Source organism: Leuconostoc holzapfelii, from assembly GCF_012396485.1.
GTDB classification, from domain to species: domain Bacteria; phylum Bacillota; class Bacilli; order Lactobacillales; family Lactobacillaceae; genus Leuconostoc; species Leuconostoc holzapfelii.
Genome location: NZ_JAAXPO010000009.1, coordinates 43,709 through 66,943, shown reverse-complemented (window position 1 = coordinate 66,943; position 23,235 = coordinate 43,709). Strand labels below are relative to the sequence as shown.

At 45.1% G+C, this 23,235-nt stretch carries 19 protein-coding genes; all 19 read left to right on the top strand.

Translation table 11 applies throughout. The annotated features are described in order from the left end of the window. Positions 1–185, top strand: a 185-nt coding sequence (locus tag HF966_RS07870) for an ROK family protein (protein ID WP_168677710.1), incomplete at its 5' end; no start/stop codon positions are given. Positions 186–254: 69 nt separating this feature from the next. Then, positions 255–623 carry a winged helix-turn-helix transcriptional regulator gene (locus HF966_RS07865; protein ID WP_168677708.1) on the top strand — a complete coding sequence of 123 codons (369 nt, stop codon included), beginning with the start codon at positions 255–257 and terminating at the stop codon, positions 621–623. A gap of 351 nt (positions 624–974) precedes the next feature. Beyond that, positions 975–2,024: a phenylalanine--tRNA ligase subunit alpha gene (gene pheS / locus HF966_RS07860; protein WP_168677706.1), complete on the top strand. Its 1,050-nt coding sequence runs from the start codon at positions 975–977 to the stop codon at positions 2,022–2,024. Between the two features lie 2 nt (positions 2,025–2,026). Continuing rightward, positions 2,027–4,483 (top strand): phenylalanine--tRNA ligase subunit beta, encoded by a 2,457-nt coding sequence (gene pheT / locus HF966_RS07855; protein WP_168677704.1) that lies wholly within the window; start codon positions 2,027–2,029, stop codon positions 4,481–4,483. A gap of 81 nt (positions 4,484–4,564) precedes the next feature. Continuing rightward, positions 4,565–5,851 (top strand): UDP-N-acetylglucosamine 1-carboxyvinyltransferase, encoded by a 1,287-nt coding sequence (murA, locus tag HF966_RS07850; protein WP_168677702.1) that lies wholly within the window; start codon positions 4,565–4,567, stop codon positions 5,849–5,851. Between the two features lie 103 nt (positions 5,852–5,954). Continuing rightward, positions 5,955–6,221 (top strand): type B 50S ribosomal protein L31, encoded by a 267-nt coding sequence (locus HF966_RS07845; RefSeq protein ID WP_168677700.1) that lies wholly within the window; start codon positions 5,955–5,957, stop codon positions 6,219–6,221. Between the two features lie 117 nt (positions 6,222–6,338). Beyond that, entirely contained in the window at positions 6,339–7,736 is a 1,398-nt protein-coding gene (gene rlmD, locus HF966_RS07840) for a 23S rRNA (uracil(1939)-C(5))-methyltransferase RlmD (RefSeq protein ID WP_168677699.1), read from the top strand. 15 nt (positions 7,737–7,751) lie between these two features. Continuing rightward, positions 7,752–9,077: a UDP-N-acetylmuramoyl-tripeptide--D-alanyl-D-alanine ligase gene (locus HF966_RS07835; protein ID WP_168677697.1), complete on the top strand. Its 1,326-nt coding sequence runs from the start codon at positions 7,752–7,754 to the stop codon at positions 9,075–9,077. Between the two features lie 35 nt (positions 9,078–9,112). After that, a complete protein-coding gene (locus tag HF966_RS07830; RefSeq protein WP_246586711.1) occupies positions 9,113–10,264 on the top strand; it encodes a serine hydrolase domain-containing protein in 1,152 nt (383 codons plus the stop codon). 43 nt (positions 10,265–10,307) lie between these two features. Beyond that, entirely contained in the window at positions 10,308–11,882 is a 1,575-nt protein-coding gene (gene cshA / locus HF966_RS07825; protein WP_168677693.1) for a degradosome RNA helicase CshA, read from the top strand. 120 nt (positions 11,883–12,002) lie between these two features. Next, complete coding sequence (locus HF966_RS07820) at positions 12,003–13,193, top strand: bifunctional folylpolyglutamate synthase/dihydrofolate synthase (RefSeq protein ID WP_168677691.1); 1,191 nt, start codon at positions 12,003–12,005, stop codon at positions 13,191–13,193. Further along, on the top strand, positions 13,181–14,584 hold the full coding sequence (locus HF966_RS07815; protein ID WP_168677689.1) for an MFS transporter: 1,404 nt from the start codon (positions 13,181–13,183) through the stop codon (positions 14,582–14,584). Before HF966_RS07820 ends, HF966_RS07815 begins: the two co-directional genes overlap by 13 nt. Positions 14,585–14,611: 27 nt before the next feature. Beyond that, positions 14,612–15,253 (top strand): JAB domain-containing protein, encoded by a 642-nt coding sequence (locus tag HF966_RS07810; RefSeq protein WP_168677687.1) that lies wholly within the window; start codon positions 14,612–14,614, stop codon positions 15,251–15,253. Between the two features lie 157 nt (positions 15,254–15,410). Continuing rightward, a complete protein-coding gene (gene tgt, locus HF966_RS07805) occupies positions 15,411–16,628 on the top strand; it encodes a tRNA guanosine(34) transglycosylase Tgt (protein WP_168677685.1) in 1,218 nt (405 codons plus the stop codon). Positions 16,629–16,711: 83 nt separating this feature from the next. After that, entirely contained in the window at positions 16,712–17,068 is a 357-nt protein-coding gene (gene yajC, locus HF966_RS07800) for a preprotein translocase subunit YajC (protein WP_168677683.1), read from the top strand. A 54-nt stretch (positions 17,069–17,122) separates the two neighbouring features. Continuing rightward, positions 17,123–17,860, top strand: a complete 738-nt coding sequence (locus HF966_RS07795) for an alpha/beta fold hydrolase (protein ID WP_168677681.1) — start codon at positions 17,123–17,125, stop codon at positions 17,858–17,860. Beyond that, positions 17,847–20,402, top strand: coding sequence for a bifunctional lysylphosphatidylglycerol flippase/synthetase MprF (mprF, locus tag HF966_RS07790; RefSeq protein ID WP_168677679.1), 2,556 nt, complete (start codon positions 17,847–17,849; stop codon positions 20,400–20,402). The genes HF966_RS07795 and mprF overlap by 14 nt, the downstream gene beginning before the upstream one ends. Before the next feature lie 46 nt (positions 20,403–20,448). Next, positions 20,449–21,111 (top strand): YfbR-like 5'-deoxynucleotidase, encoded by a 663-nt coding sequence (locus HF966_RS07785; RefSeq protein WP_168677677.1) that lies wholly within the window; start codon positions 20,449–20,451, stop codon positions 21,109–21,111. A 75-nt stretch (positions 21,112–21,186) separates the two neighbouring features. Beyond that, positions 21,187–23,169 (top strand): ABC transporter ATP-binding protein/permease, encoded by a 1,983-nt coding sequence (locus HF966_RS07780; RefSeq protein WP_168677675.1) that lies wholly within the window; start codon positions 21,187–21,189, stop codon positions 23,167–23,169. Positions 23,170–23,235: the final 66 nt, after the last annotated feature.

Here is a 23,235-nt window from a genome sequence, read left to right as displayed (position 1 = left end):
AGATTGTGTTTGGGGGCGGTGTGCCGCATCGTGAGATTCTCTTCCCCTTAGTTCGAGAGAGCTTTGCTGAACAGATGAGTGATTATTTAGATGTTCCACCATTGGATGATTATATTGTGCCAGTGGCGAACGGTGATAATGCCGGCATCTTGGGTTGCTTCTACTTGGCGAAAACTTTGCTATAACTACTTACTTTTGTCAAGTTGCCGGCTTTGTGTTATTATGAACACATCAATAACTCAGAGGGGAAAATGATGGCAAAACTAGCAGAACATACAGAGGATCTCCTCTGTGAGAATTTCACCAATACCTTTCAAATTCTTGGCCGCAAATGGAATGGTTTAATTATTGAAACGTTGCTGATTAGTGGGCCAAAGCGTTTTTTGGAATTGTCGCGGGCGATTGCCGGTTGTTCTGACCGCGTTTTGGTTGAACGTCTGAAAGAGCTTGAGGCGGCACAATTGGTTAACCGTGTGACGTATGAGAATTCCAGTCTGATTGAATATAAGCTCACCGAGTCGGGAGAAGCGATGCGTCCACTCATGGCTGCGATTCACGAATGGTCGGATAAATATAATAACGTTGCTGACACAAAACATGACGACACAGACGTGCACGCATGATATACTAGTGTTGTAGTCTTTTACGGGTTGCTGTCTTGGCATGGTTCAAACAGCAAGATGTGATGAAAAACAATATGTTTTAAGCACGATGAATGACCTAGTAATGATAGAACAAATTTTAGCGAGCGATACAGGTTGGTGAGAGTATGGCATTTGCGTCTATGATGAATTTCAGTCAGGAGTGTTTGGTTTAATCACCAACGTTTTGACAGCGTTATTGTCTCAAAAGCTGACGGAAGTCAGGAATTTGGGTGGTACCACGATATGACGTCCCATGTTATCGATGATAACATGGGACTTTTTTTATTCACGACATTAAGACATAATCAATGGCAATGAAAGGAAGTTGTGATGAGTTTAATTGAAGAACTAACAGCGTTAAAGGCTTCAGCAGTAGAACGGATTAATGCTGCAGACGCAGATATTGAAGCGCTTCGGGTGAGTTTGTTGGGGAAAAAAGGGGAATTAACCGCTTTACTCAAAGGCATGAAAGATGTGGCGCCAGCAGACCGGAAGACAGTCGGTGAAATTGGGAATGATGTGCGCCAAATAATCACCGCATTGTTGGCAGAAAAAAAGGCGGCCGCTGAAGCAGCACAACTTGAAGCGCAGTTAGCTGCTGAAACAATTGACGTGACGTTACCTGGCAGCGCACACGTCGTGGGACAACCTCACGTTTTGCAACAAATTATTGATGAAATTGAACAACATTTCTTAGGATTGGGCTTTGAAGTGATTGATGACACCGTTGATTCACCAGAAGTTGAAACGGACGAATATAACTTTGAACGGGAAAACTTGCCAAAAGATCACCCCGCTCGCGATATGCAAGATACCTTCTATATTACCCCAGAAATCTTGTTGCGAACGCAAACCTCACCGGTGCAGTCACGGTCATTGGAAAAGCATGACTTTTCAAAAGGCCCACTCAAGATGATTGCACCAGGGAAAGTTTATCGCCGTGATACCGATGACGCAACGCATTCACACCAATTCCATCAAGTTGAAGGGATGGTTGTGGGTGAAAACATTACAATGGCTGATTTGAAAGGGACGCTATTGTCGATCATGCAAGCCTTATTTGGCGAGAAGCATCAAATTCGGATGCGACCTTCTTATTTCCCATTTACAGAACCTTCTGTTGAAGTTGATGTGTCTTGGAATGAAGTGACACCCGACACGAAGCCAGAAGACATCGAATGGATTGAAGTTTTGGGTGCTGGGATGACGCATCCCAACGTCTTACGCATGGACGGCATTGATCCGGAAAAGTATTCGGCCTTTGCCTTTGGCTTGGGACCAGATCGTTTTGCGATGTTGAAATATGGGGTTGATGATATTCGTCAATTCTATTTGAATGATGTCCGTTTCTTGTCACAATTTAACCGAAAGGGGAACTAAACATGAAAACGAATTTAACATGGTTAAATGACTACTTGGATCAAGCGATTTCGCTCGATCAGCAAGCAGTGGCGGATTTAGCTGAACAAGTGGCGCGTACAAGTGTCGAAGTCGACAGTGTCACAACCCTGGCACAACAACAAGATGGCTTAGTGGTTGCTGAAGTTGTCAGTGTTGTGCCACACCCTGATTCTGACCATATGGTGATTACACAAGTCAACATTGGCGAACCGAAATTAATCCAAGTGGTGACTGGGGCACCGAATGTGGCCGAAGGACAATTGGTCGTGTTGGCTAAAGTCGGGGCGCACATTGTCAATCATGAAACAGGCGAATTGGTGACATTGTCGGCAGCTAACTTACGTGGTGAGGTATCACATGGCATGTTAGTGGCGCTGCAAGAAATTGGCTTTGATAATAAGATTGCACCCAAGGATTTTGAAGCCGGCATTTACGTCTTTGGCCCAAATGATGGCGTCCATCCAGGCGATGATGCCCTCGTGGCTTTGGGAATGACGGATCCCGTCATGGACACGGATCTCACGCCTAATCGCGCTGATATGCTCTCAATGATTGGGACTGCGTATGAATTTGGTGCGATGCTAAACCAACCCGTCACAGAGCCAGCATTTGATTTGGTTGAATACGAGACATTGGCGCGTGATCAAGTCAACGTCGTTATTGATGATGCCAGCTTGGTACCAAAATATGCCTTGCGTGTCGTCAATGATGTGACGGTCGGAGATTCACCCCTTTGGTTGCAAAAAATTCTTTGGAATGCAGGTATGCGGCCCATCAACAATATTGTTGATATTACTAATTATATGATGCTCATGTACGGCCAACCATTGCATGCATTTGACTTAGATAAATTGTCAGGCCAAACCATTCATGTGCGGCGTGCAATGGCAGATGAACAGTTGGTGACGCTTGATGACAAAACACGCGAATTACGCGCGGGTGAAGATATTGTGATCGCTACGGCTGATGAACCTTTGATGCTGGCTGGTGTCATGGGTGGGTCCAGTTCAGAAGTTGACCATACGACGCGACACATTGTTTTGGAAGGCGCGGTCTTCAATCCAAGTCTTGTGCGCGCAACGGCACGACGGCACAATTTGCACTCGGAAGCGTCGGCACGTTTTGAACGTGGGGTTAACTGGGATGCCACATTTACCGCATTGGACCATGCCGCACACTTGGTTGATGACTTAGCCGGCGGTCAAGTAGCTCGTGGCCTAGTCGTTGCTGCAGATACGGACTATGACACAGTGATCATGCCTTTGACTGCTGCGCGTGTGAACCAAATTCTTGGGACAACGCTGACATTAAAAGATATTGCGGGTATTTTTGACCAATTAGCTTTTACTTATCAAATTGAAGCCGACACGATCCAAGTAACTTTGCCAGCACGACGGCCGGATATGCGGATTGAAGCCGACTTAATCGAAGAAATTGCCCGGCTATATGGGTATGATAATTTACCAGTGACCTTACCTTATGGTCCTACAACCCCGGGTCATCTCACATTACGGCAACGCCAAATCCGTGCCAGCCGGCGTATTATGGAAAGCTTAGGCTTAAACCAAGCCATCTCATATGTTTTGACAACCCCAGAAAAGGCCCAACAATTCGCTGAAAATCCTGGTGAAAAAGTTGTGGCGCTAGATTACCCAATGAGTTCAGATCGGACAACTGTCCGTCAAAATTTGCTGGCTGGCTTGTTAGAAGATGTCGTCTATAATGTCAATCATGGTGTGGCAAACGTTGCGTTGTATGAACAAGGCCGCATCTTTATCGCCAACGCACCTGATACACTCCCAACAGAAATGGAACATCTTGCTGGGGTGCTGACCGGGACACGCGCGACGTCTACTTGGCAACAAGATAAGACAGAAAAAACAGTTGATTTTTACGACATGAAGGGTGTTGTCGCCCAATACTTAGCTCAAATGGGGGTCGATGAGGTGCGCTATGAAGCTACCAAGCGCCATCAAAACATGCACCCTGGTCAAACAGCCGATATTTACAGCGGCGACGTTTACTTGGGCTTTGTTGGTCAATTGCATCCACAAGTCACCCAAGCCCACAAATTAGCCCCAGTGTTTGGTTTTGAATTGAATTTATTTGCTGTCATGGCCCAAGTGCAGACTGGGGTACACTATGCACCAATTTCACGTTTCCCACAAATGAGCCGTGATGCTGCGCTACTGGTTGATGACACGGTAGAACATGCGGATATTGTGGCATTGATTCGTCAAACAGCCGGAGACAAACTGGTTGATATTCAATTATTTGATGTCTACACAGGCGATAAATTGCCTGCTGGTAAGCGCTCGTTAGCCTATACATTGACGTATCAAGATAATGATGAGACACTGGTTGAAGCAGAGGTTAACGCTGATTTTGAGCGGGTAACGGCTGCATTGATTGCCCAGTTCCATGTGGCAGTGCGTTAAAATCTTTTCTAATTAAATTTGAGTTCAGTCCGTCAACACGGTATAATTGTTGATGGACTATAACTCTTACAAGGAAACTTCATGGCTAAAATAATTGTACACGGAGGCAAGCGCCTCCATGGTGAAGTCACAATCGGTGGCGCAAAAAATTCAACGGTGGCTCTGATTCCAGCTGCGATTTTGGCGGATACACCGGTGACGTTTGATACCGTACCCCAAATTCTCGATGTGAAAAATTTGCAATTGATTTTGGATGCAATGAACGTTCATTCGAATTTTGAAAATGGCAATTTGGCCATTGATCCAACACAAATTGTGGAGAGCGATCTCCCAAGTGGGGCGATTAAATCACTTCGCGCCTCTTATTATTTCATGGGTGCCTTATTAGGGCGCTTTAATCGTGCAACGGTGACTTTCCCTGGTGGTGATAATTTGGGGCGTCGCCCAATTGACCAACACATTAAGGGTTTTGAAGCCCTTGGGGCAAAAGTTACTGAAAGTAATGACATTATCCACATTGATGCCACAGAAAATGGCTTGGTGGGGGCACGCATTGCACTAGACACCGTTTCTGTTGGGGCGACAATCAATATTATTTTGGCTGCCGTTCGCGCCAAGGGCCAAACCATCATTGAAAATGCGGCGCGTGAACCAGAAATTATCGATATTGCAACGTTTTTGAACAACATGGGTGCCAACATTCGCGGTGTTGGGACGGATACAATTCGCATTTCTGGGGTGCCAACACTCAAGGCAACCAACACCCATACCGTGATTCCTGATCGGATTGAAGCAGGGACTTACATGAGTATGGCGGCAGCTTTTGGTGATGGGGTGACGATTAAAAATGTGATTCCAGAACACTTAGAATCTTATACCTCGAAGTTGATTGAAATGGGTGTTAACCTTGATATTGGCGAAGATGCGATTCATGTGTACCCATCGGATGCTTTGCAGCCCGTTAACATCAAAACAATGCCTTATCCAGGTTTTGCCACAGACTTGCAGCAGCCTATTACACCATTGTTGCTCATGGCTGAAGGTGAAAGTGTGATTCAAGACACGATCTATCCAAAGCGCGTCAAGCACATTGCAGAATTGCGTCGCATGGGTGGGGATATCGATTCAGAAAAGCCTGGCAAGATTCGCGTGAACCATTCACCACGATTGATTGGCACAGATGTTGCGGCAGCTGAAATTCGAGCTGGCGCAGCCTTAGTCATTGCAGCGGTGATGGCTGAAGGGGATACTGTGATTAATGATGCCGACCACATTTTACGTGGTTACGATCGAATTCAAGAAAAGTTAGCCGGATTAGGGGCTGATATTTCAATTGAAGGGATTGACTTAATTAATTTAATGCCCTAACAGTTAAAAATCATGATTGCAATGCATTGTAGCTTATGATAAAATATACTAGTTATAAACTGACTCTGTTACAGATGTTTCAGGGCGCTAAGGAGAAATAGTTATGCAAGCAGAAATTCACCCAGAATACCGTCCAGTGGTCTTCCTTGATGCAACGACAGGTAAGAAGTTCTTGTCAGCTTCTACTGCAACATCAAACGACACAACTGATTTTGAAGGTACTGAATACCCAGTTATCCGTATGGATATCACATCAGACTCACACCCATTCTACACAGGTAAGCAAAAGTTTACGCAAGCCGATGGTGCGGTCGACAAGTTCAACAAGAAGTTTGCTGGATTTGGCTTCAAGAACAACGAAGACAAGTAATTGTTCTGGTAAAAGCGTTCACTTTGGTGAACGCTTTTATTTTTTAAATCGATGTAAAAGGAGAAATGTTAGTCATCATCGTGTGAGATAGGGTGAGAAACTAGCAAGTGGGACAGGATGCCACGAACAATTTTACCAGTAAAACTGCATGAACAATTGACCGTCACTGTCGATGATATTCGGATTGATGGTATGGGGATTGTCCAAATCACACCAACTTATCCGCTATACGTCGCTGATGCGTTACCAGGTGAAAAAATTGTCATTGCGGTCACCCAAGTCGATAAGTTTTCCGGATACGCCCGAGTCGTGACACGACTTACTGTTTCAGACCAACGGGAAAATAGTCAACGACAATATTTGATTGATGCCGGTACGGCGCCATTAGTCAACATGAAATATCAAGCCCAACTTGACTTGAAACGCACACAGGTCCAACGCTTATTGGCACAACAAGGCCTTGATGTGCCGGTTGCACCAACGATTGGTATGGCCGATCCGACGTATTATCGTAATAAAACGATTGTACCGGTGAAGTGGCAAGACGGGCACTTAACCAGTGGTTTTTACCGGCGCGGGACCCATGACTTGGTCCCAATGACGGATTATTTTGTCAATGATGCTAAAATTGATCAGGCGATTGTTGTTGTGCGTGATATTCTTGAAAAATATCAAGTCACGGCGTTTGACCCTGATCAACAAGTCGGGGCGATCCGTTATATTATGGTGCGGCGCGGTTATTATTCACACGAGCTCATGGTGGTTTTGGTCTCTAATGACCCGACAATTCCCAATGAAGCAGCCATTATCGCTGACGTGCAGGCTGCATTGCCAGAACTCAAGAGTTTCATCTTTAACCTGAGCCCTAAAAAAGATTTCGTCTTGTTAAGTCCTAATAATCGGACCTTATGGGGTGAAGCGGCCATCCATGATACGTTGTTAGGGTATGAATTCATCATTGGGCCAAATTCTTTCTATCAAGTCAATCCACAAACGACTGAGGTGTTGTATGATTTAGCTGCGCAAAAGGCGGACTTAAAGCCAACAGATACAATCATTGATGCCTATTCGGGCATTGGCACGATTGGGATTACCGTGGCAAATCGGGTAAAGCAAGTTTTGGGCGTTGAGGTGGTGCCAGGGGCGGTTGCCGATGCACAGTACAATATGCGTCGTAATCAGATTACTAATGCGACTTATCTCCTTGCAGATGCCCCTGAACAATTTAAAGTGTGGGAGCAGGCGAATCTGAAGCCTGAAGTTGTTTTTGTAGACCCACCGCGCCGTGGTTTGACCACCGAGTTGATTCGCGCAACCGTTGAAATGGGGCCCACGCGGATCGTCTACATTAGTTGTAATCCGGTCACGATGGCACGTGATGCAGCAGAAATTGTCCAGCAGGGCTACACGATTGACGGCGCAGTCCAACCAGTGGATCAATTTCCACAAACATCACACGTTGAAACAATTACGGTCTTTAAGAAAAATAGCTTATCTCAGCAGGCCGTTGAGTAGGCTTTTGGAGTAAATATGAACTATTCGATTGCAAAAATTGGTGACATTCTCAATGCTAAAGTCCAGGGTGAAGGGCTAATTACTGGCGTTAGCTTTAACTCGCAGCAAGTTGTGCCTGGAGATCTTTTTGTGGCTTTAGTAGCTGAAAACGATGGTCATCAATACATTCAAGATGCACTGCAACACGGTGCTGCGGCAGTATTGGTGGATGAACACCACAGCATTGCTATGGATGTGCCAGCCATTATTGTGCCTGACACGTTGGTTGCTTTACAACAATTAGGGGCATTTCGCCGACAAGAACTGAATCCAAAGGTCGTCGCTATCACAGGGTCTAATGGGAAGACAACGACTAAAGATATGACGGCCGCGGTCGTTGGCCGTCAGTTCAAAACGTTTAAAACACCCGAAAATTTTAACAATGAAATTGGTGTGCCAATGACTTTGTTAACGATGCCAGCTGATACAGAGGTGTTGGTTGTTGAACTTGGCATGGACCGACCAGGCCAATTGACCCAACTTTCTAAAATGGTGGTGCCTGATGTGGCGATCATTACGATGATTGGCGAAGCGCACATTGCGTTCTTCCAAACACGGGCAAATATTGCCAAAGCTAAATTAGAAATTGTAGCTGGTTTAAAACCTGACGGCGTCTTGTGCATCCCATACGATGAGCCATTGTTAACACAAGCTAAAGTTGCCCAACGCGTGCTGCTATTTGGCGACGGTGTTTCAGATATTCAAGGGGATGCAACCACAACGCAATTCACGTATCAACAGACACAATTTGCAATTCCGTTGATTGGCGGGTATAATATTATGAATGCGCTCGCAGCAGTTTCAGCGGGTATCTTATTACATATTGATTTAAACGACGCCGTTTTGGCGCTACAAACATTTGATTTGACTAAAAATCGCACAGAACGACTCGTGACAGCACGCGGTGTGCATTTGATTAGTGATGTTTATAATTCAAATCCGACGGCCGTAGCAGCAGTTTTGGCGACATTAAAAGCAATACCGGCACCACATAAGTACGTTGTGTTGGGGGATATGTTAGAATTAGGTGAACAAGCAGCCACATTACATGCCGATTTGGCCCAGGCCATTTTAGCAGCCAACGTGACCGGTGTTTACCTTGTTGGGCAGTTATTTACACAAAATACGGCACCCATTTTAGCGCCATACTTTGATTCAGAGCACTTGCACTTATATGACGCACATCAACTTGACCAATTAACTGCTGACCTTGAGACGTTAGGGGACGCAAATGATGTGATCTTATTAAAAGCAAGTCATGGCATTCATCTAGAAAACGTTGTTAATGCATTAGTACAATAGTTGTTGTATTTTTGGGGGATGCAAAGTTGAAACGCATGCAACATCAAACCATCAGTGCCAAATTTTGGCGACGCGGCCTTTTGGTGACCCTCGTGTTGAGTATTGTCGGGGGCGCGAGTTTTGTGGCTGTTCGGTCAACGGCTGATGCCCGTGTTTCAAAAGCACTAGCGACCCGAGCAAAATTAAATGATGGGCTCAAGGCAGCAAGATTAGATCAAAATGTTTTCTTGAAACAAGATCAAACAGCCGTCCAAGTAGATCAGCAGCTCAAAGCAGCGGGCTACATTGGCACAGCCCTGATTGTGCACCACAATCAAGTGATTTTGCAACAAGGTTATGGCTATGCTGACCATGCCAAGCAGCAACATAACAATGCCCAGTCATTGTATCAAATTGCCTCGTTGCAAAAGAGCTTCACAGCAACGTTAATTATGCAACAAGTTCAAGCTGGGAAACTCAGCCTTGATACGTTATTGTCAAAATATTATCCGAATGTGCCTGGGTCAAACCAAGTAACGATTCGACAAATGATGACGATGACCAGCGGGTTGGCCGAATACATCATGGGAAACAAGGCGAAAACAGAGCAAGATAATGTTGCTTTTGATGCAGCACACGTGCGGTTACTTAATTCTAAAGCATGGGCGTATCAGGCTGTGAATTATCGTTTACTCGCTGGTATCTTGATGCAGGTCACTGGGCAATCATACGACACGTTATTCAATCATGTTTTTAATCAGCAATACCATTTAAATATTGCTGATTATAGTCATTTTTTGACGAATGCGCATCGAACAATTGGGTATCAAAAAGCTGATTATAGTGCGCCAACCTATGATAACCCAGGATTATTTGCCCGGGAAACAGGCACAGGCAATATGGCAATGACCACTGGTAAGTTGTACACTTATTATCGGCTGTTGATTGATCATCAAATCACCGATAAAAAATGTTTACAAGCGATGTGGACGCCAGAAGCTGGGGAATCTTATAGTGCTGGGTTATACCATCATGCAAGTTATAATGACGGGCATGGCGTTATTACTGGCTATGAGCCCACCGTCGTCTTCACGCAAAATGGTCAAGATGCCGTGATTTTATTAAGCAACGTACTTGAAAAAGGGCATAGCTGGGAACCCCTCGCCAAGACCCTATTTACAGAAATTACAGCGATCAAAACGTCGTAACGTTTGATTGCAAACGCGCCAGAGCGCGCAGAGGAGAAAAATTTTGAAGTTTAGTGAACTCGGTTTGTCACAAGATATTTTGGATGCGATTGTAACCCATGGTTATGTGGAAGCAACACCTATCCAAGAAAACACGATTCCGCTCACATTAGCGGGTAAAGATGTGATTGGTCAAGCGCAAACAGGAACTGGTAAGACAGCTGCCTTTGGTTTGCCAATTTTGGAACACATTGATTTAGATAACAAAAATATTCAAGCTTTAATTGTTTCACCAACACGTGAATTGGCGATTCAAACAGCCGATGAATTAAAGAAGTTGGGGCATGACAAGCATGTTGATGTTCAGGTTGTCTTTGGTGGGGCTGACATTCGCCGTCAAATTCAAAACTTGAAGTCACGACCACAAATTTTGGTCGGCACACCTGGTCGTTTGCTTGATCACATTAACCGTAAGACGGTTAAGATTGACCAAGTTAAGACATTGGTTTTGGATGAAGCCGACGAAATGTTGAACATGGGCTTCTTGGATGATATTGAAGCTATCATCAACAACACACCAGCCGATCGTCAAACATTATTGTTCTCAGCCACAATGCCACCTGCCATTAAGCGGATTGGTGTGAAGTTCATGACGAACCCAGAACACATCCAAATTGAAGCCAAAGAATTGACAACAGATTTGGTTGATCAATACTTCGTTCGGATGCGTGAAAACGAAAAGTTTGATACAATGACACGTATCTTTGATGTGCAAGCACCAAAGTTGGCGATTGTGTTTGGCCGTACAAAGCGTCGCGTTGAAGAATTATCTCGTGGTTTGGAAGCACGTGGCTACCATGCAGCTGGTTTGCATGGTGATTTGACCCAACAAATGCGTTCACGCGTCTTGGCACAATTCAAGTCGCATGAAATTAACATTTTGGTTGCAACCGATGTGGCGGCACGTGGTTTGGATGTTAAGGATGTGTCACACGTTTATAACTTCGATATTCCACAAGACCCAGAATCATACGTTCACCGTATCGGCCGTACTGGCCGTGCCGGTGCCAAGGGTGTGTCAGTGACACTAGTTGCGCCAAATGAAATGGACTATTTGCGTGGTGTGGAAGAACTCACCAAGAAGCGCATGACACCTTTGCAACCCGCAACATTGCAAGAAGCACGTATTGGTAAGATTAAGAATGCGGCTGATGAAGTGTCAAAGTTAGTGAACACGGTTGATGTTGACGAAATTCAATCAGAAGTTGAAAAGTTGACAAACCAATACAGCGCAGAACAATTGGCAGCAGCTTTGTTGTCATCGGTTGCTGATTTGGCAAAGCAAAACACACCAGTTGAAATCACTCGCGAACGACCATTACCACGTCGTCGTGGTAATGGTGGCTCATCATCACGCCGTAATGGCAATGGCGGAAGCCGTGGTGGGAGCGAACGTCGTGGCGGTTACCGTGGTAACCGTGATCGTCGTAGCAATGGTGGTCCACGTCGTGAAGGCGGTGGTGCTAACGGCGAACGTCGCTTTGGCGATTACAAGCGTCGTGACGGCCGTTCAACAGAACGCCGCACTGGTGGGGCACCGCGCCAACATCGTGAATTCACTGTACGCGAAAAAGATTAATAAACCAGTCATTTACACCCGCCGTGTCATGCAGTCACAAGTGTAGATAATGTATACGATGAAACCGTCCAAACAAGTATTGGATGGTTTTTCGTTAGTTGTGAGTGAAGGAGACAAATCATGCAAAACGTAGCCGAAGCAATTGCCTATATTCATAGTCGACCAAAAGGTGGGCAAAAAGAATCCCTGGCGCGCATGCGCGCACTTTTAGCAGCCCTTGGAAACCCGCAAAACAACCTACCATCGGCTATCCACATCACTGGCACCAACGGCAAGGGGTCGGTGGCGACGATGACGAGTAATATTTTGCGCACAGCAGGCTATCGGACTGGTTTGTTTATGTCACCGTTCATTACTGATTTTCGGGAACGCATTCAAATTGATAATGCATTAATCCCTGAACAAGATTTACTGACAGTGACACAGCAAGTCGCAACGGCATTGGTGTCATTAGATGCAGCCCTCGCACCTGATGTCCCGACTGAATTTGAAGTCTTAACGGCAATCATGTTCACATATTTTGCGCAGCAAGACTTAACGGCCTTAGTGATTGAGGTCGGCATCGGTGGCTTGTGGGATTCGACAAATGTGATGCCGCATGCCAAAGTGGCTGTGATCACGAGTGTCGGCTTAGACCATCAAGCGTTACTTGGACCAACGTTGACAGATATTGCCGTGCAAAAAGCGGGCATTATTCATGATGATATGGCCGTCGTTGTTGGTGATTTGCCAGATGAAGCCATGGCAGTGATGGCGCAACACGCGTTGTCGCCGTTAATCCGCGGCCAACGCGGGGGCTATGTGCAAGGGTTGCCGGGGAGTTATCAGGTGCAAAATACGGCTACGGCAGTGGCAGCAGTTGAGGCGTTTGATGCGCACATCACGCCAGACCAGATGCAACAAGGGTTAGCCGAGAGCCAATTTGCGGCGCGGTTTGAGCGCATTAAGCCAAACGTCATCATTGATGGGGCGCACAACGTTGATGGGTTAACCAAGCTTTTTGAGGCGTTGCAACAACTCACGCCAAAACCGGCAACAATCACGTTGATTATTGGTAGCCTGACGGATAAAAATGTGACCTTAGCTTTTGATGACATTTTAAGTGATCCACGCTTTGATATTATCCTGGTGCCGTTTGTTGGCCCCAATGGTCGGCATAGTTTAGATATTTCAACAGCTGCAAAACAGCATCGGGTACAGACCGCAACGGATTGGCAGACAGCGTATCAAACATGTCCCGCAGAATTAATCGTATTTACAGGATCACTCTATTTTGTTAGTGAGGTGAGAGGACAAATATGCAACAAGTAGAAACAAAACTGTCAGCACGGCTGATTTTAAGCGTGTTGGCTATTGGCCTATTAGGCTTTACCGATATTATGTTGGAAACGGCATTAAATGTCAGTTTTCCAAAGTTAATGGCCACATTTAATGTGACGTCAAGCACTGTCCAGTGGTTGACTTCAGGGGTGATTTTGCTCACCAGTATGGTGGTCATTCTTTCACCTTGGTTAAAAAAACGTTTCACGAACCGTAGTCAGTTCGTGGTGGCGACCGTGATTTCCCTTATTGGTGTTTTAATTGATGCCATCAGTAATGATTTTGGTTGGACCTTATTTGGTCGGTTGTTGCAGGGGATTGGCGGTGGTGTCGGGATGCCGTTGATGTACAATGTCATTTTTGAACAAGTCCCCGAAAATAAGCGCGGCACCATGGTGGGGTTGGGCTCACTTATTATTTCCTTTGCGCCAGCCATTGGGCCAGCGTTTGGTGGGTATTTGACCCAAAATTTTGGTTGGCACACCGTCTTTTGGGTTGTTTTGCCGATTCAAATTGGTTCGTTAGTATTTGGCTGGTTCACAATTAGGCAGATCTCGGTTGTCGTGAAAGAAAAGCTGGATTGGCTTGGTTGGTTACTTTTGAGTACGTTTTTCGTAGCCGGTATTTTCATGATTGAACGCATGAGTACGCACGGTTTTACTAATATCTATAGTCTGGGACTATTTGTGTTAATGTTAGGCAGCATTGTGAGTTATTTGCTGTATGCTAAACATGAAACAGCGCCCTTACTTGATCCGAGAATTTTTAAGTTCAAGACGTTTTCGCTCAGTATTGCCGCTTCATTTGTGACCCAGGCCGTCAATCTCACGTTTAATTATGCCATTCCAATGGCGTTGCAAATTGTGCTGCTTAAAAATGCACAAGTTGCCGGATTGACGCTGTTACCAGGGGCGTTGGGTTATGCGTTAATGGCAATTGTGTCGGGGCGCTTGTATGATCGTTTTGGTGCTAAGCTGCCAATCATGATTGGTTTAAGCTTGATGCTCATTGGGACTTTACTGATGGCAACATTACCAATCAGTGTGGGCCACATGACCTTGAGCTTTATGATTGTTCAGCTAGGCGCTGGGTTCTGGTTTGGGAACAACATGACGCATGCTGTCAGTCACGTCGCCGTGACCTTTCAAAGTGCGGGGAATTCCATCTTTTCAGCCACGAATAATTATTCTGCTGCCGTTGGCATTGCCTTGGCTGCTGGTGTCTTGGCCATTTTCCAAAAGGATGCGGCAGGTTCAAAGTCAGCACTGATGACCGCGACCCAACAAGGGACAAGCTGGATGTTCCGCTTAGATATTATCTTAATTTTGATCGCGGCTGGCCTATCATTGTGGGCGTTGCGCGTTGTGAAGAAGCCGGATTAATGACGTATTATCTCACAGAGGTGTGAGATGACAATCAACGATCAAATTAAAAAGTATTATACAATTCTCGGGCAAGATGGCGCCCAACAGATCAAAACCTTACGGCGTTTTTTTCCCAATGACTACGATTTTAATGAAATGTCACAAGCCGTCGCCGAAGATTTCATTGCGCAAAATCCAACCTATAATCGCGCGCTATTACTCGGGGTCGCAATTGGTCAACGGGTAGTGAGCGCGACCCGACCAAAGTTGTTAAATGCCAAGTTTTCTGAAGAAATTGGGCATTACGCCAAACAGCAACTTGGACATTTACCACAGGAACAGCTCTGCATTGCGTTATTAGATGCGCAGCTCAACGTGATTGGTTGGGAAACGGTATTTGTTGGGAGCTTGACCCATGTCCAAGCTTCGCCGCGCGAAATCTTTCAACGGGTGCTCAAGGCCAATGCCCTGGGCTTTATGATGGTGCACAATCATCCCAGCGGAAATTTAACGCCGTCAGACGTTGATGTGAAATTTAGCCAACAACTCCAACATTTAGGGGATCAACTTGGGGTGCCGATGTTTGATTCCTTTATCGTGACACAAGAAAGTTATTGGAGTATGTCAGAAAATAGCCAGTTGTCTGCACAACGTGTGCAGGTCACATCGGCAAAGTTAACCAAATAAGCTAACGTTTGGACACGCGAGCAGTGTCTTGGCGGTAGCTTTTTTTGTCCACTGAAAACTGGTAGAATATAATAGATTGATTTTACTAATGAATAGCAAAGGATAAGTCGGCATATTACGACGTTTCGTCGATCATGGCCGATCATAAATACAAAAGATGACAACAGAAAAACCAGCAGTGTGGTATGAACATCTTCATACTGAAAAATATACCGGTGCGCGCCGTGGCCGGATTCATACGCCACATGGCACATTTGAAACGCCAATGTTTATGCCTGTGGGCACGCAAGGCGCTGTCAAAGGTGTCGGGACGCGTGAGTTAAAAGACATCGGTGCGCAATTTATTTTGAGTAATACTTATCACTTGTGGGTACGCCCCGGTGATGAACTCATCGCCCAAGCAGGTGGTTTGCACAAATATATGGGTTGGGACCAGGCCATTTTAACTGATTCTGGTGGTTTCCAGGTCTTTTCACTTTCTGATGCTCGGAAGTTACAAGAAGAAGGGGTGACTTTTCAAAACCATGTGAATGGTGACAAAATGTTTTTGTCACCGGAAGTGGCGATGCGCATTCAAAACAACTTGGGTTCGGATGTGATGATGCAATTAGATGAAGCCATTCCGTACTTTGAAAGTTATGACTACATTAAGGAATCCATGCAACGCTCGTTAAGATGGGCAGAACGTGCGCAAGTTGCCCACAAAAAGCCTGACGCCCAAGCCTTATTTGGTATTGTGCAGGGGGCAGGTTTCAAGGCACTGCGTACCGAGTCAGCCCAAGGATTGGTTAGTTTAGACTTGCCAGGTTATGCTGTTGGTGGGTTATCGGTTGGCGAATCAAAAACCGAGATGAATCGTGTGTTAGATTTCACGATGCCACTCTTGCCTGAAGACAAGCCACGTTATTTGATGGGAGTAGCGGCCCCTGATTCCTTGATTGATGGGGTTATGCGCGGAATTGATATGTTTGACTCTGTGCTACCCACACGCATTGCGCGTAAGGGAACGTTGATGACGCGCCATGGCCGTGTTGTCATAAAAAACGCCAAGTATAAGCAAGACTTCACGCCTTTGGATCCAGATTTGAGTTACTATTCACCAAATCCTATCCGAACACAGCAATTTGGCAACCAAGCGCAATTTGACAACCCCGGATACAATCCTTTCCAAAACTTGACGCGTTCATACTTACACCATTTGTTTAACGCCAATGAAATATTAGGCGCACAATTGGCCTCACAACACAATTTGCGCTTCTTATTACAGTTTATGGAAGATATGCGGACGGCCATTGAAAACGATGAACTCTTAGCATTCCGTGAAACAGTGATGGAAGAATATGGTTATAATAAGCCAAATGCGCGCTTATTCTAAAAAGTGATTGAATTTTTGATATAATAGTATTATAGTGTCTGGCAACCCCTGTCAGACCGATTCCAGAAAGAGGACAAAATCCCATGAATTTGAATTTGGTACTTCCAATTATTTTGATTGTTGGTATGTTTTGGTTTATGAACCGCCAACAAAAAAAGCAACGTGCAGCCCAAGAAGAACGACAAAATAGCCTTGAAAAAGGATCTGAAATTGTGACAATCGGTGGCTTGCATGCGGTTGTTGACAGCGTGAATAAGGAAGCAAAAACTGTTGATTTGGACGCCGAAGGTGTGATCTTGACATTTGATTTGGCTGCTATTCGCACAATCAAGCCAAAGACGCCTGAAGCAGGTGAAAAAGTGGTTGTTGATGACTTGAAGCCAGCTGAAACGGTGACTGAAGAAAAAATTGTTGATTCAAACGAACCAACTGACAAGTAAACGGTATAATGAAGAGAGCGATAAGCTCTCTTTTTTGGATGGTGGCAAATTGATATGGTAACGAAAACCATGGTGATGCCAGACGGCACAAAAATTGTATATGATGAATATGGTGATCGCCAGCAAGAAACCCTTTTTTTGTTACATGGTAACGGCAGTTCAGCGCGCTATTTTCGTCCGCAAATTGTTTACTACGAACAGTATTTTCATGTGATTGCGATCGACACGCGGGGGCATGGCCGGTCGTCTAATTCGAAGCGGCGTATTCAATTTGATGATGTCGTGGCTGACATCGACATGATTCGCCAAAAAGAAGCCATTAGCTGTTTTGGGTTGCTCGGTTACAGTGATGGGGCGAATATCGCAATGAAATACGCCACTATTCATCCCACTCGCGTCAAAAAAATGGTGCTCAATGCGCCCAATTTGTCCAAGCGTGGGGTGTATAAAATCCTATGGTGGGTTGATAGCCTCGCGCAATACTTGACGCGCTTGCTGGCACCGTTTAATCATTATGCCATGCGCCGCAATAAGCAGTTGCACGTGATGAGTGAACCATTAAACATTAGCCGACGGGATCTTGAGCGGGTTCAAGCACCAACGTTGTTAGTGATTGGTCAGTTTGATTTAGTGAAAAAGCGCCACATTGAACGGATTGCGGCCATTTTACCACACGCTGAAATCATGATTATTCCACGTCATAGTCACTTTGTGACCTATACCAATCCTAAAAAATTTAGCACCATGGTGCTGCCATTTTTACGCCAAGGGGGCAGGCATGAAAAAATTTAAACAGCTTTTATCACGGTTAATTGTCCCAACGGTGACTGTGATTCTAATTAGTCAATCGTTTTATATGACACGAGAAATCACTTGGGACATGATTTTTTCAACCATCAATGATATTTATTGGTGGCAGGCACTTCTATTGATGGTATTGGGCTTTGTCGCCGTTTTACCGACAGTATTAAACGATGTCATTTTAGCTAAATGGCAACATTACCATCTCAATCGGCGTGAATTATTAGCCCGTTCTTGGTTAATTAATGTGTTCAACATCAATGCTGGGTTTGTGGGCACTGTGGGCATGTTGTTACGCCGAATTTGGTTTTTCGACCAGAAAAACACCAATCATATGAAGCCCTATATTCAAATGTATATTCTGAGTTTGACGGGGTTATTTGTTGCCAGTGCAGGCGCGATTGTGGCCGTCTGGTTTAATTTTGTTCCGGGCTATGAGGATAATATGATTTGGTTGATGCTCTTGCTTGGCGCAGCAATCTTTGTTGGGCTGATGTCACTTGTGCCGCGTTTTCATTTTTGGCAAGGGATGACCCCACGGGCGTTGGTGCTTTTATCGGGGAATGCCTTACTCACTTACGCCCTGCAAATGGCCTTATTTGTCACGATTGGTCTCACAATCGGTGTCAACGTGCGCGTTGCCATCATGTTATTACTGTTTACGATTGCCAATACGATTGCCTTGGTGACGATGACCCCCGGGACTTGGGGTTCATTTGATGTGTCGATGTTACTCTTGTTTTCTGGGCTAGCAATTGATGTGGAGAAGGCAGTTGTGTGGCTAATTCTCTACCGGTTGGTCTATAACATGATGCCATTGGCGAGTGCACTGGTGTTGTTTTTCTATCGTTTGTCTCGGAAAATCAACACCGACTATCGCGGTGTGCCGCATTATGTGGCCTTATCGGTGACACATCAGCTGACAACAGTGGCCTTGTATTTAGCAGGGATTTTATTAGTGTTATCTGGCACGATGCCAAGTATCATGCAGCGCATTACAGTATTGCATCGATTGCGACCTTGGCCAATTACCTTTGCCTTAGCGAATCAATTGCCTAATATTTTACTGGGCTTCCTCTTGTTAATTAGTGCGCGTGGGATTGCTAATCGGGTTAAACGTGCGTATTGGTCGACCATTGTGGTGTTGATTCTTGTCGTGATCTATACCTTGATTTCATTTCGGCAAATCTTGCCCGTGGTCATTTTTGGCCTCTTGTTAGTCGCCGTTATTTTAAGTAAAAAAACGTTGTACCGAGAACAGTTTATTCATTCTTGGGAGCAACAAGTGGTTGATGGCGGTATATGGGGCTTGTTAATCATTAGCTACTTGGCGCTGGGCGTTCTCAATGCACCATTGGTGAAACACCATTTTCAGCGCCTGAACCAATTAGGGTTACTCCCATCAGTGCATTGGTGGTTAATGGGGACCGCAATTATTCTAGTTGTTACGGCGTTTAGCCTGCTCTTGTCACGTTATCTGAGTGCGCACCAGCAACAATTGGGTGTCCCGTTAGATGAACCACGACTTAATCAGCTGTTAGTGCTTGGCGATACCCATTACACCAACCTAGCATTCTTAGGTGACAAGCGCTTCTATTTTTATCAAGTTGCTGGCCAGGATGTTGTCGGCCTGCAATTTCGTGTGATCAATAATCAGGCCATGGTGATGGGCGATCCTTTTGGGGATAAAAAATATTTTGCGGCGGGGATGCAACAATTTGTAGATGATGCCGACGTCTTAGGGTATACGCCAGTTTTCTATGAAGTAAGCGAACAAGTGGCCATGTTAGCGCACGAATTTGGTTATGATTTCTTCAAACTCGGCGAAGAAGCGCATGTGATCTTGTCAGCATTCTCCACGGCTGGTAAAAAAATGCAAAACGTCCGGTCAGTTGTCAACCAGGCACAACGTGCCGGCTTTGAATATCAAGTTCTCACACCGCCGTTCAGTCAACAAATCATGGCGCAGCTCCAAGCCATCAGTCAAGAATGGCTGGCTGGCCGCGAGGAAAAAGGCTATTCGCTTGGTTTCTTTGATCCAAACTATCTGCAACGATATCCCATTGCTGTGCTGGCTCAAGCGGGTAAAATTGAGGCTTTTGCCACGTTGGTGACCTCACATTCTGAACAACAATTGGCCGTTGATCTCATGCGCTTCACGCAAGCAGCGCCCAACGGCGTGATGGATGTGTTATTTGTCAATACGATTGCGTATGCCAAAGCCCAAGGGTTACAGACTTTGAATTTAGGCATGTCGCCACTGGCAAACGTTGGTCAGCACCGGCAAAGTTTTGGTCGCGAGCGCTTAGCCAATTTAGTCTATCAATTTGGTTCTAAAGTATATTCTTTTGAAGGGCTACATCATTATAAAAGTAAGTTCACTAAAAATTGGGTACCCATGTATATCGCGTATTCCCGCAAATCTTGGGTGCTGATGGTGATGATTGGCTTACTGAAAATTGATAATAAAGGGGTCGCGCGTGCACCTGAAATGAAAGTCGTGTATGATAAGGATAACGATTTTGAACAATAAGGAGGAAAGTGTGTTGCTGGTTGACCAGCAACACATATGAGTGGCCATGCCAATGCACGAATTTTTTATGGGATTGAATCAATTAGAGTTGATTAATCGTGCGCCAGGATTCTTTAAGTATCAACCACACAATGTGGCCGCGCACTCTTGGAAAGTCACGCAAGTTGCCCAGTTTTTAGCAGATGTTGAAGCACAAAATGGGGCGAACATTAACTGGCAATCTGTTTATGAAAAAGCGCTCAATCATGATTACACCGAGCGCTTTATTGGTGATATCAAGACACCGGTTAAATATGCTACCGCAAATTTGCGCGCGATGTTGGCTGATGTTGAAGACACCATGACAGAAAATTTTATTAAAACAGAAATTCCAAGCGAATTTCAAGCCGCATATACCAGACGTTTGGGAGAAGGTAAAGATCACACCATTGAAGGCCAAATTTTATCAATTGCCGATAAAGTCGATTTAATGTATGAGGCGTATGGTGAATTAGTTAAGTTCAATCCAGAACCAGTCTATGTCAACATTTTTCAAAGTAGCTTAGAGGCGTTGGCCGATTTTAAAAGCATGGCGAGTGTCAAGTACATTGCAACCGATATCCTGCCAGATATTTTTGCCGCGGATTTTATTAATAAAGCAGGCCTGTATGATTTGGCAAAAAGCTTATTACCAGATTTTGCTGCCGTGGCGGAAAAGCGTGATGGTTGATGTGACTGTGTGATGCATTGGTCGATAATATAAATGAGTTAGCCGGGATGGCTCAGAATGAAAGTAGGATTTTAAATGGCGTTTTTGGAATTGCATGGGATTAAAAAGTCATATTATCTAGGTAAAACTGCCTTTCCAGTCTTAAAGGGGATTGATCTATCCTTTGAAAAAGGTGAATTTGTTTCGATTCTTGGTGAATCTGGTGGTGGAAAATCAACTTTGATGAACATCATTGGTGGCTTGGATCGTAACTTTGAGGGCCGTGTCGTTGTGGCGGGTGAACAACTGGATCATACCCAGGCCAAAAAATTGGATGTGTATCGTCGCGAGACAATTGGCTATATTTTCCAGAGTTTCAATCTCATCAACTACCAAACAAACTTGGAGAACGTTGAAACAAGCTTGAATATGACGACACTATCAGCGCGGGAACGTAAGCAGCGTGCAACCGAGCTTTTGACCAAGGTTGGTTTGGCTGAGCACATGCACAAGTATCCTTCGCAATTGTCAGGTGGGCAAAAGCAACGGGTGGCGATCGCCCGTGCCTTGGCATCTGATCCAGATATCATGATTGCCGATGAACCTACTGGGGCTTTAGATGCGGCTAACACCACCGAGGTTTTGGAATTATTGGCCCAAATCGCCCAAGAGGGGAAGTTAGTCATTGTCGTGACCCATTCGCAAGCCGTGGCCGATTACGGCACACGTATTGTGCATATGGCAGATGGTAAAATTGACGATGAAAAAAACCTCAAAGAAAAGTATGCCGTGCCAGCAACCACACCGCGCTTAACTTCTCACCCGCTTAAGCGCCGTGCCGTTTGGGATATGGCATTTGACCATTTGAAATACAAAAAACTGCAAAACTTCCTCATTATCTTCGGCTCGGCCATCGGTATTTTCTCTGTCATCTTCTTTCTCGGCTTGGGGAATGGTGTGAAAGGCTACATCAATGACCAAGTGAATGCGTTAGTGAATCCAAATTATCAAAACGTATTACGTAACACCACCCAAGATAAAAAGGCTACTGCGACTGAGCGCATGCGCGCCACGATGCAAGCCATGGCAACGAACTATTCTGCAACAACCCTTGATGCGCAACAATTAAAGCAATTAAGTCAAGTGGCTGGGGTGGACGCCGTTTATCCTGGTGGCAAGTATAATAATGCTGTCTTCACTTATGGGCAAGTACGTTCTGACCCAGTTCAGCTTGAAACGTGGACCCCACAATATGCAGCTAAGATTATTAAAGCAGGTCATCAACCGCAAAATGGTGAAGTTGTCATTGACTTGGCCTATGCGAAGAAAATTCAGGCGAATTATCAAGCCTTAATTGGCCAAAATATTAGTTTCAGTTATCTCGCTTATGATGCTAACAACCGCCCAGTCATGATCAAGACTTCAGCTAAGATCAGTGGTATCACAGATGGTGGCCAATCAGGCGCCTTATTTATTCAAAACTGGGCCACGATTCAAAATGATCTTAAGCAAAACCATGCGAATGCTGACGCAAACTACGCAGCAGTTCAAATTAAAAACACGAAGGCTGTTAAGGCGACGATGAAGCGGATTAACGCGGTGACGGCGAACCAGCAACAAGTCTTTGTCGGGGTATCGGTTGATGATATTTTAAGCACAATTAATACGATTACCAGTCTGGCATCTTATGTATTAGCGGCGATTGCAGGTATTTCACTGCTTGTTTCAGCGATTATGATTATTGTGACGACATATATGTCGGTTTCAGAACGCACGCGTGAAATTGGCGTCCTACGTGCCCTTGGGGCACGGGCCAAAGATATTCGCGGCTTGTTTACCAACGAAGCGCTTTTGATTGGTGGGATTTCAGCCGTACTGGGTGTAGCCATGGCTTATGTTATCCAAGTGGTGATGAACGGGGCTTTGAAAGGGCTAATTCATTTTAATATCGTACAGGTTTCATTGGGAAACGTTATCTTTGCTGTCATTATCGCGATTGTGATCGCGCTGGTGGCGAGTTTCGTACCTTCCCGTCGCGCTGCTAAGCTCAATACGATTGATGCGTTGGCGGCTGATTAGTTGGGATTAAAAAGTGCAGGCAACTGCACTTTTTTGACCGCATATTTTGCGGGACCACCCCTTAAA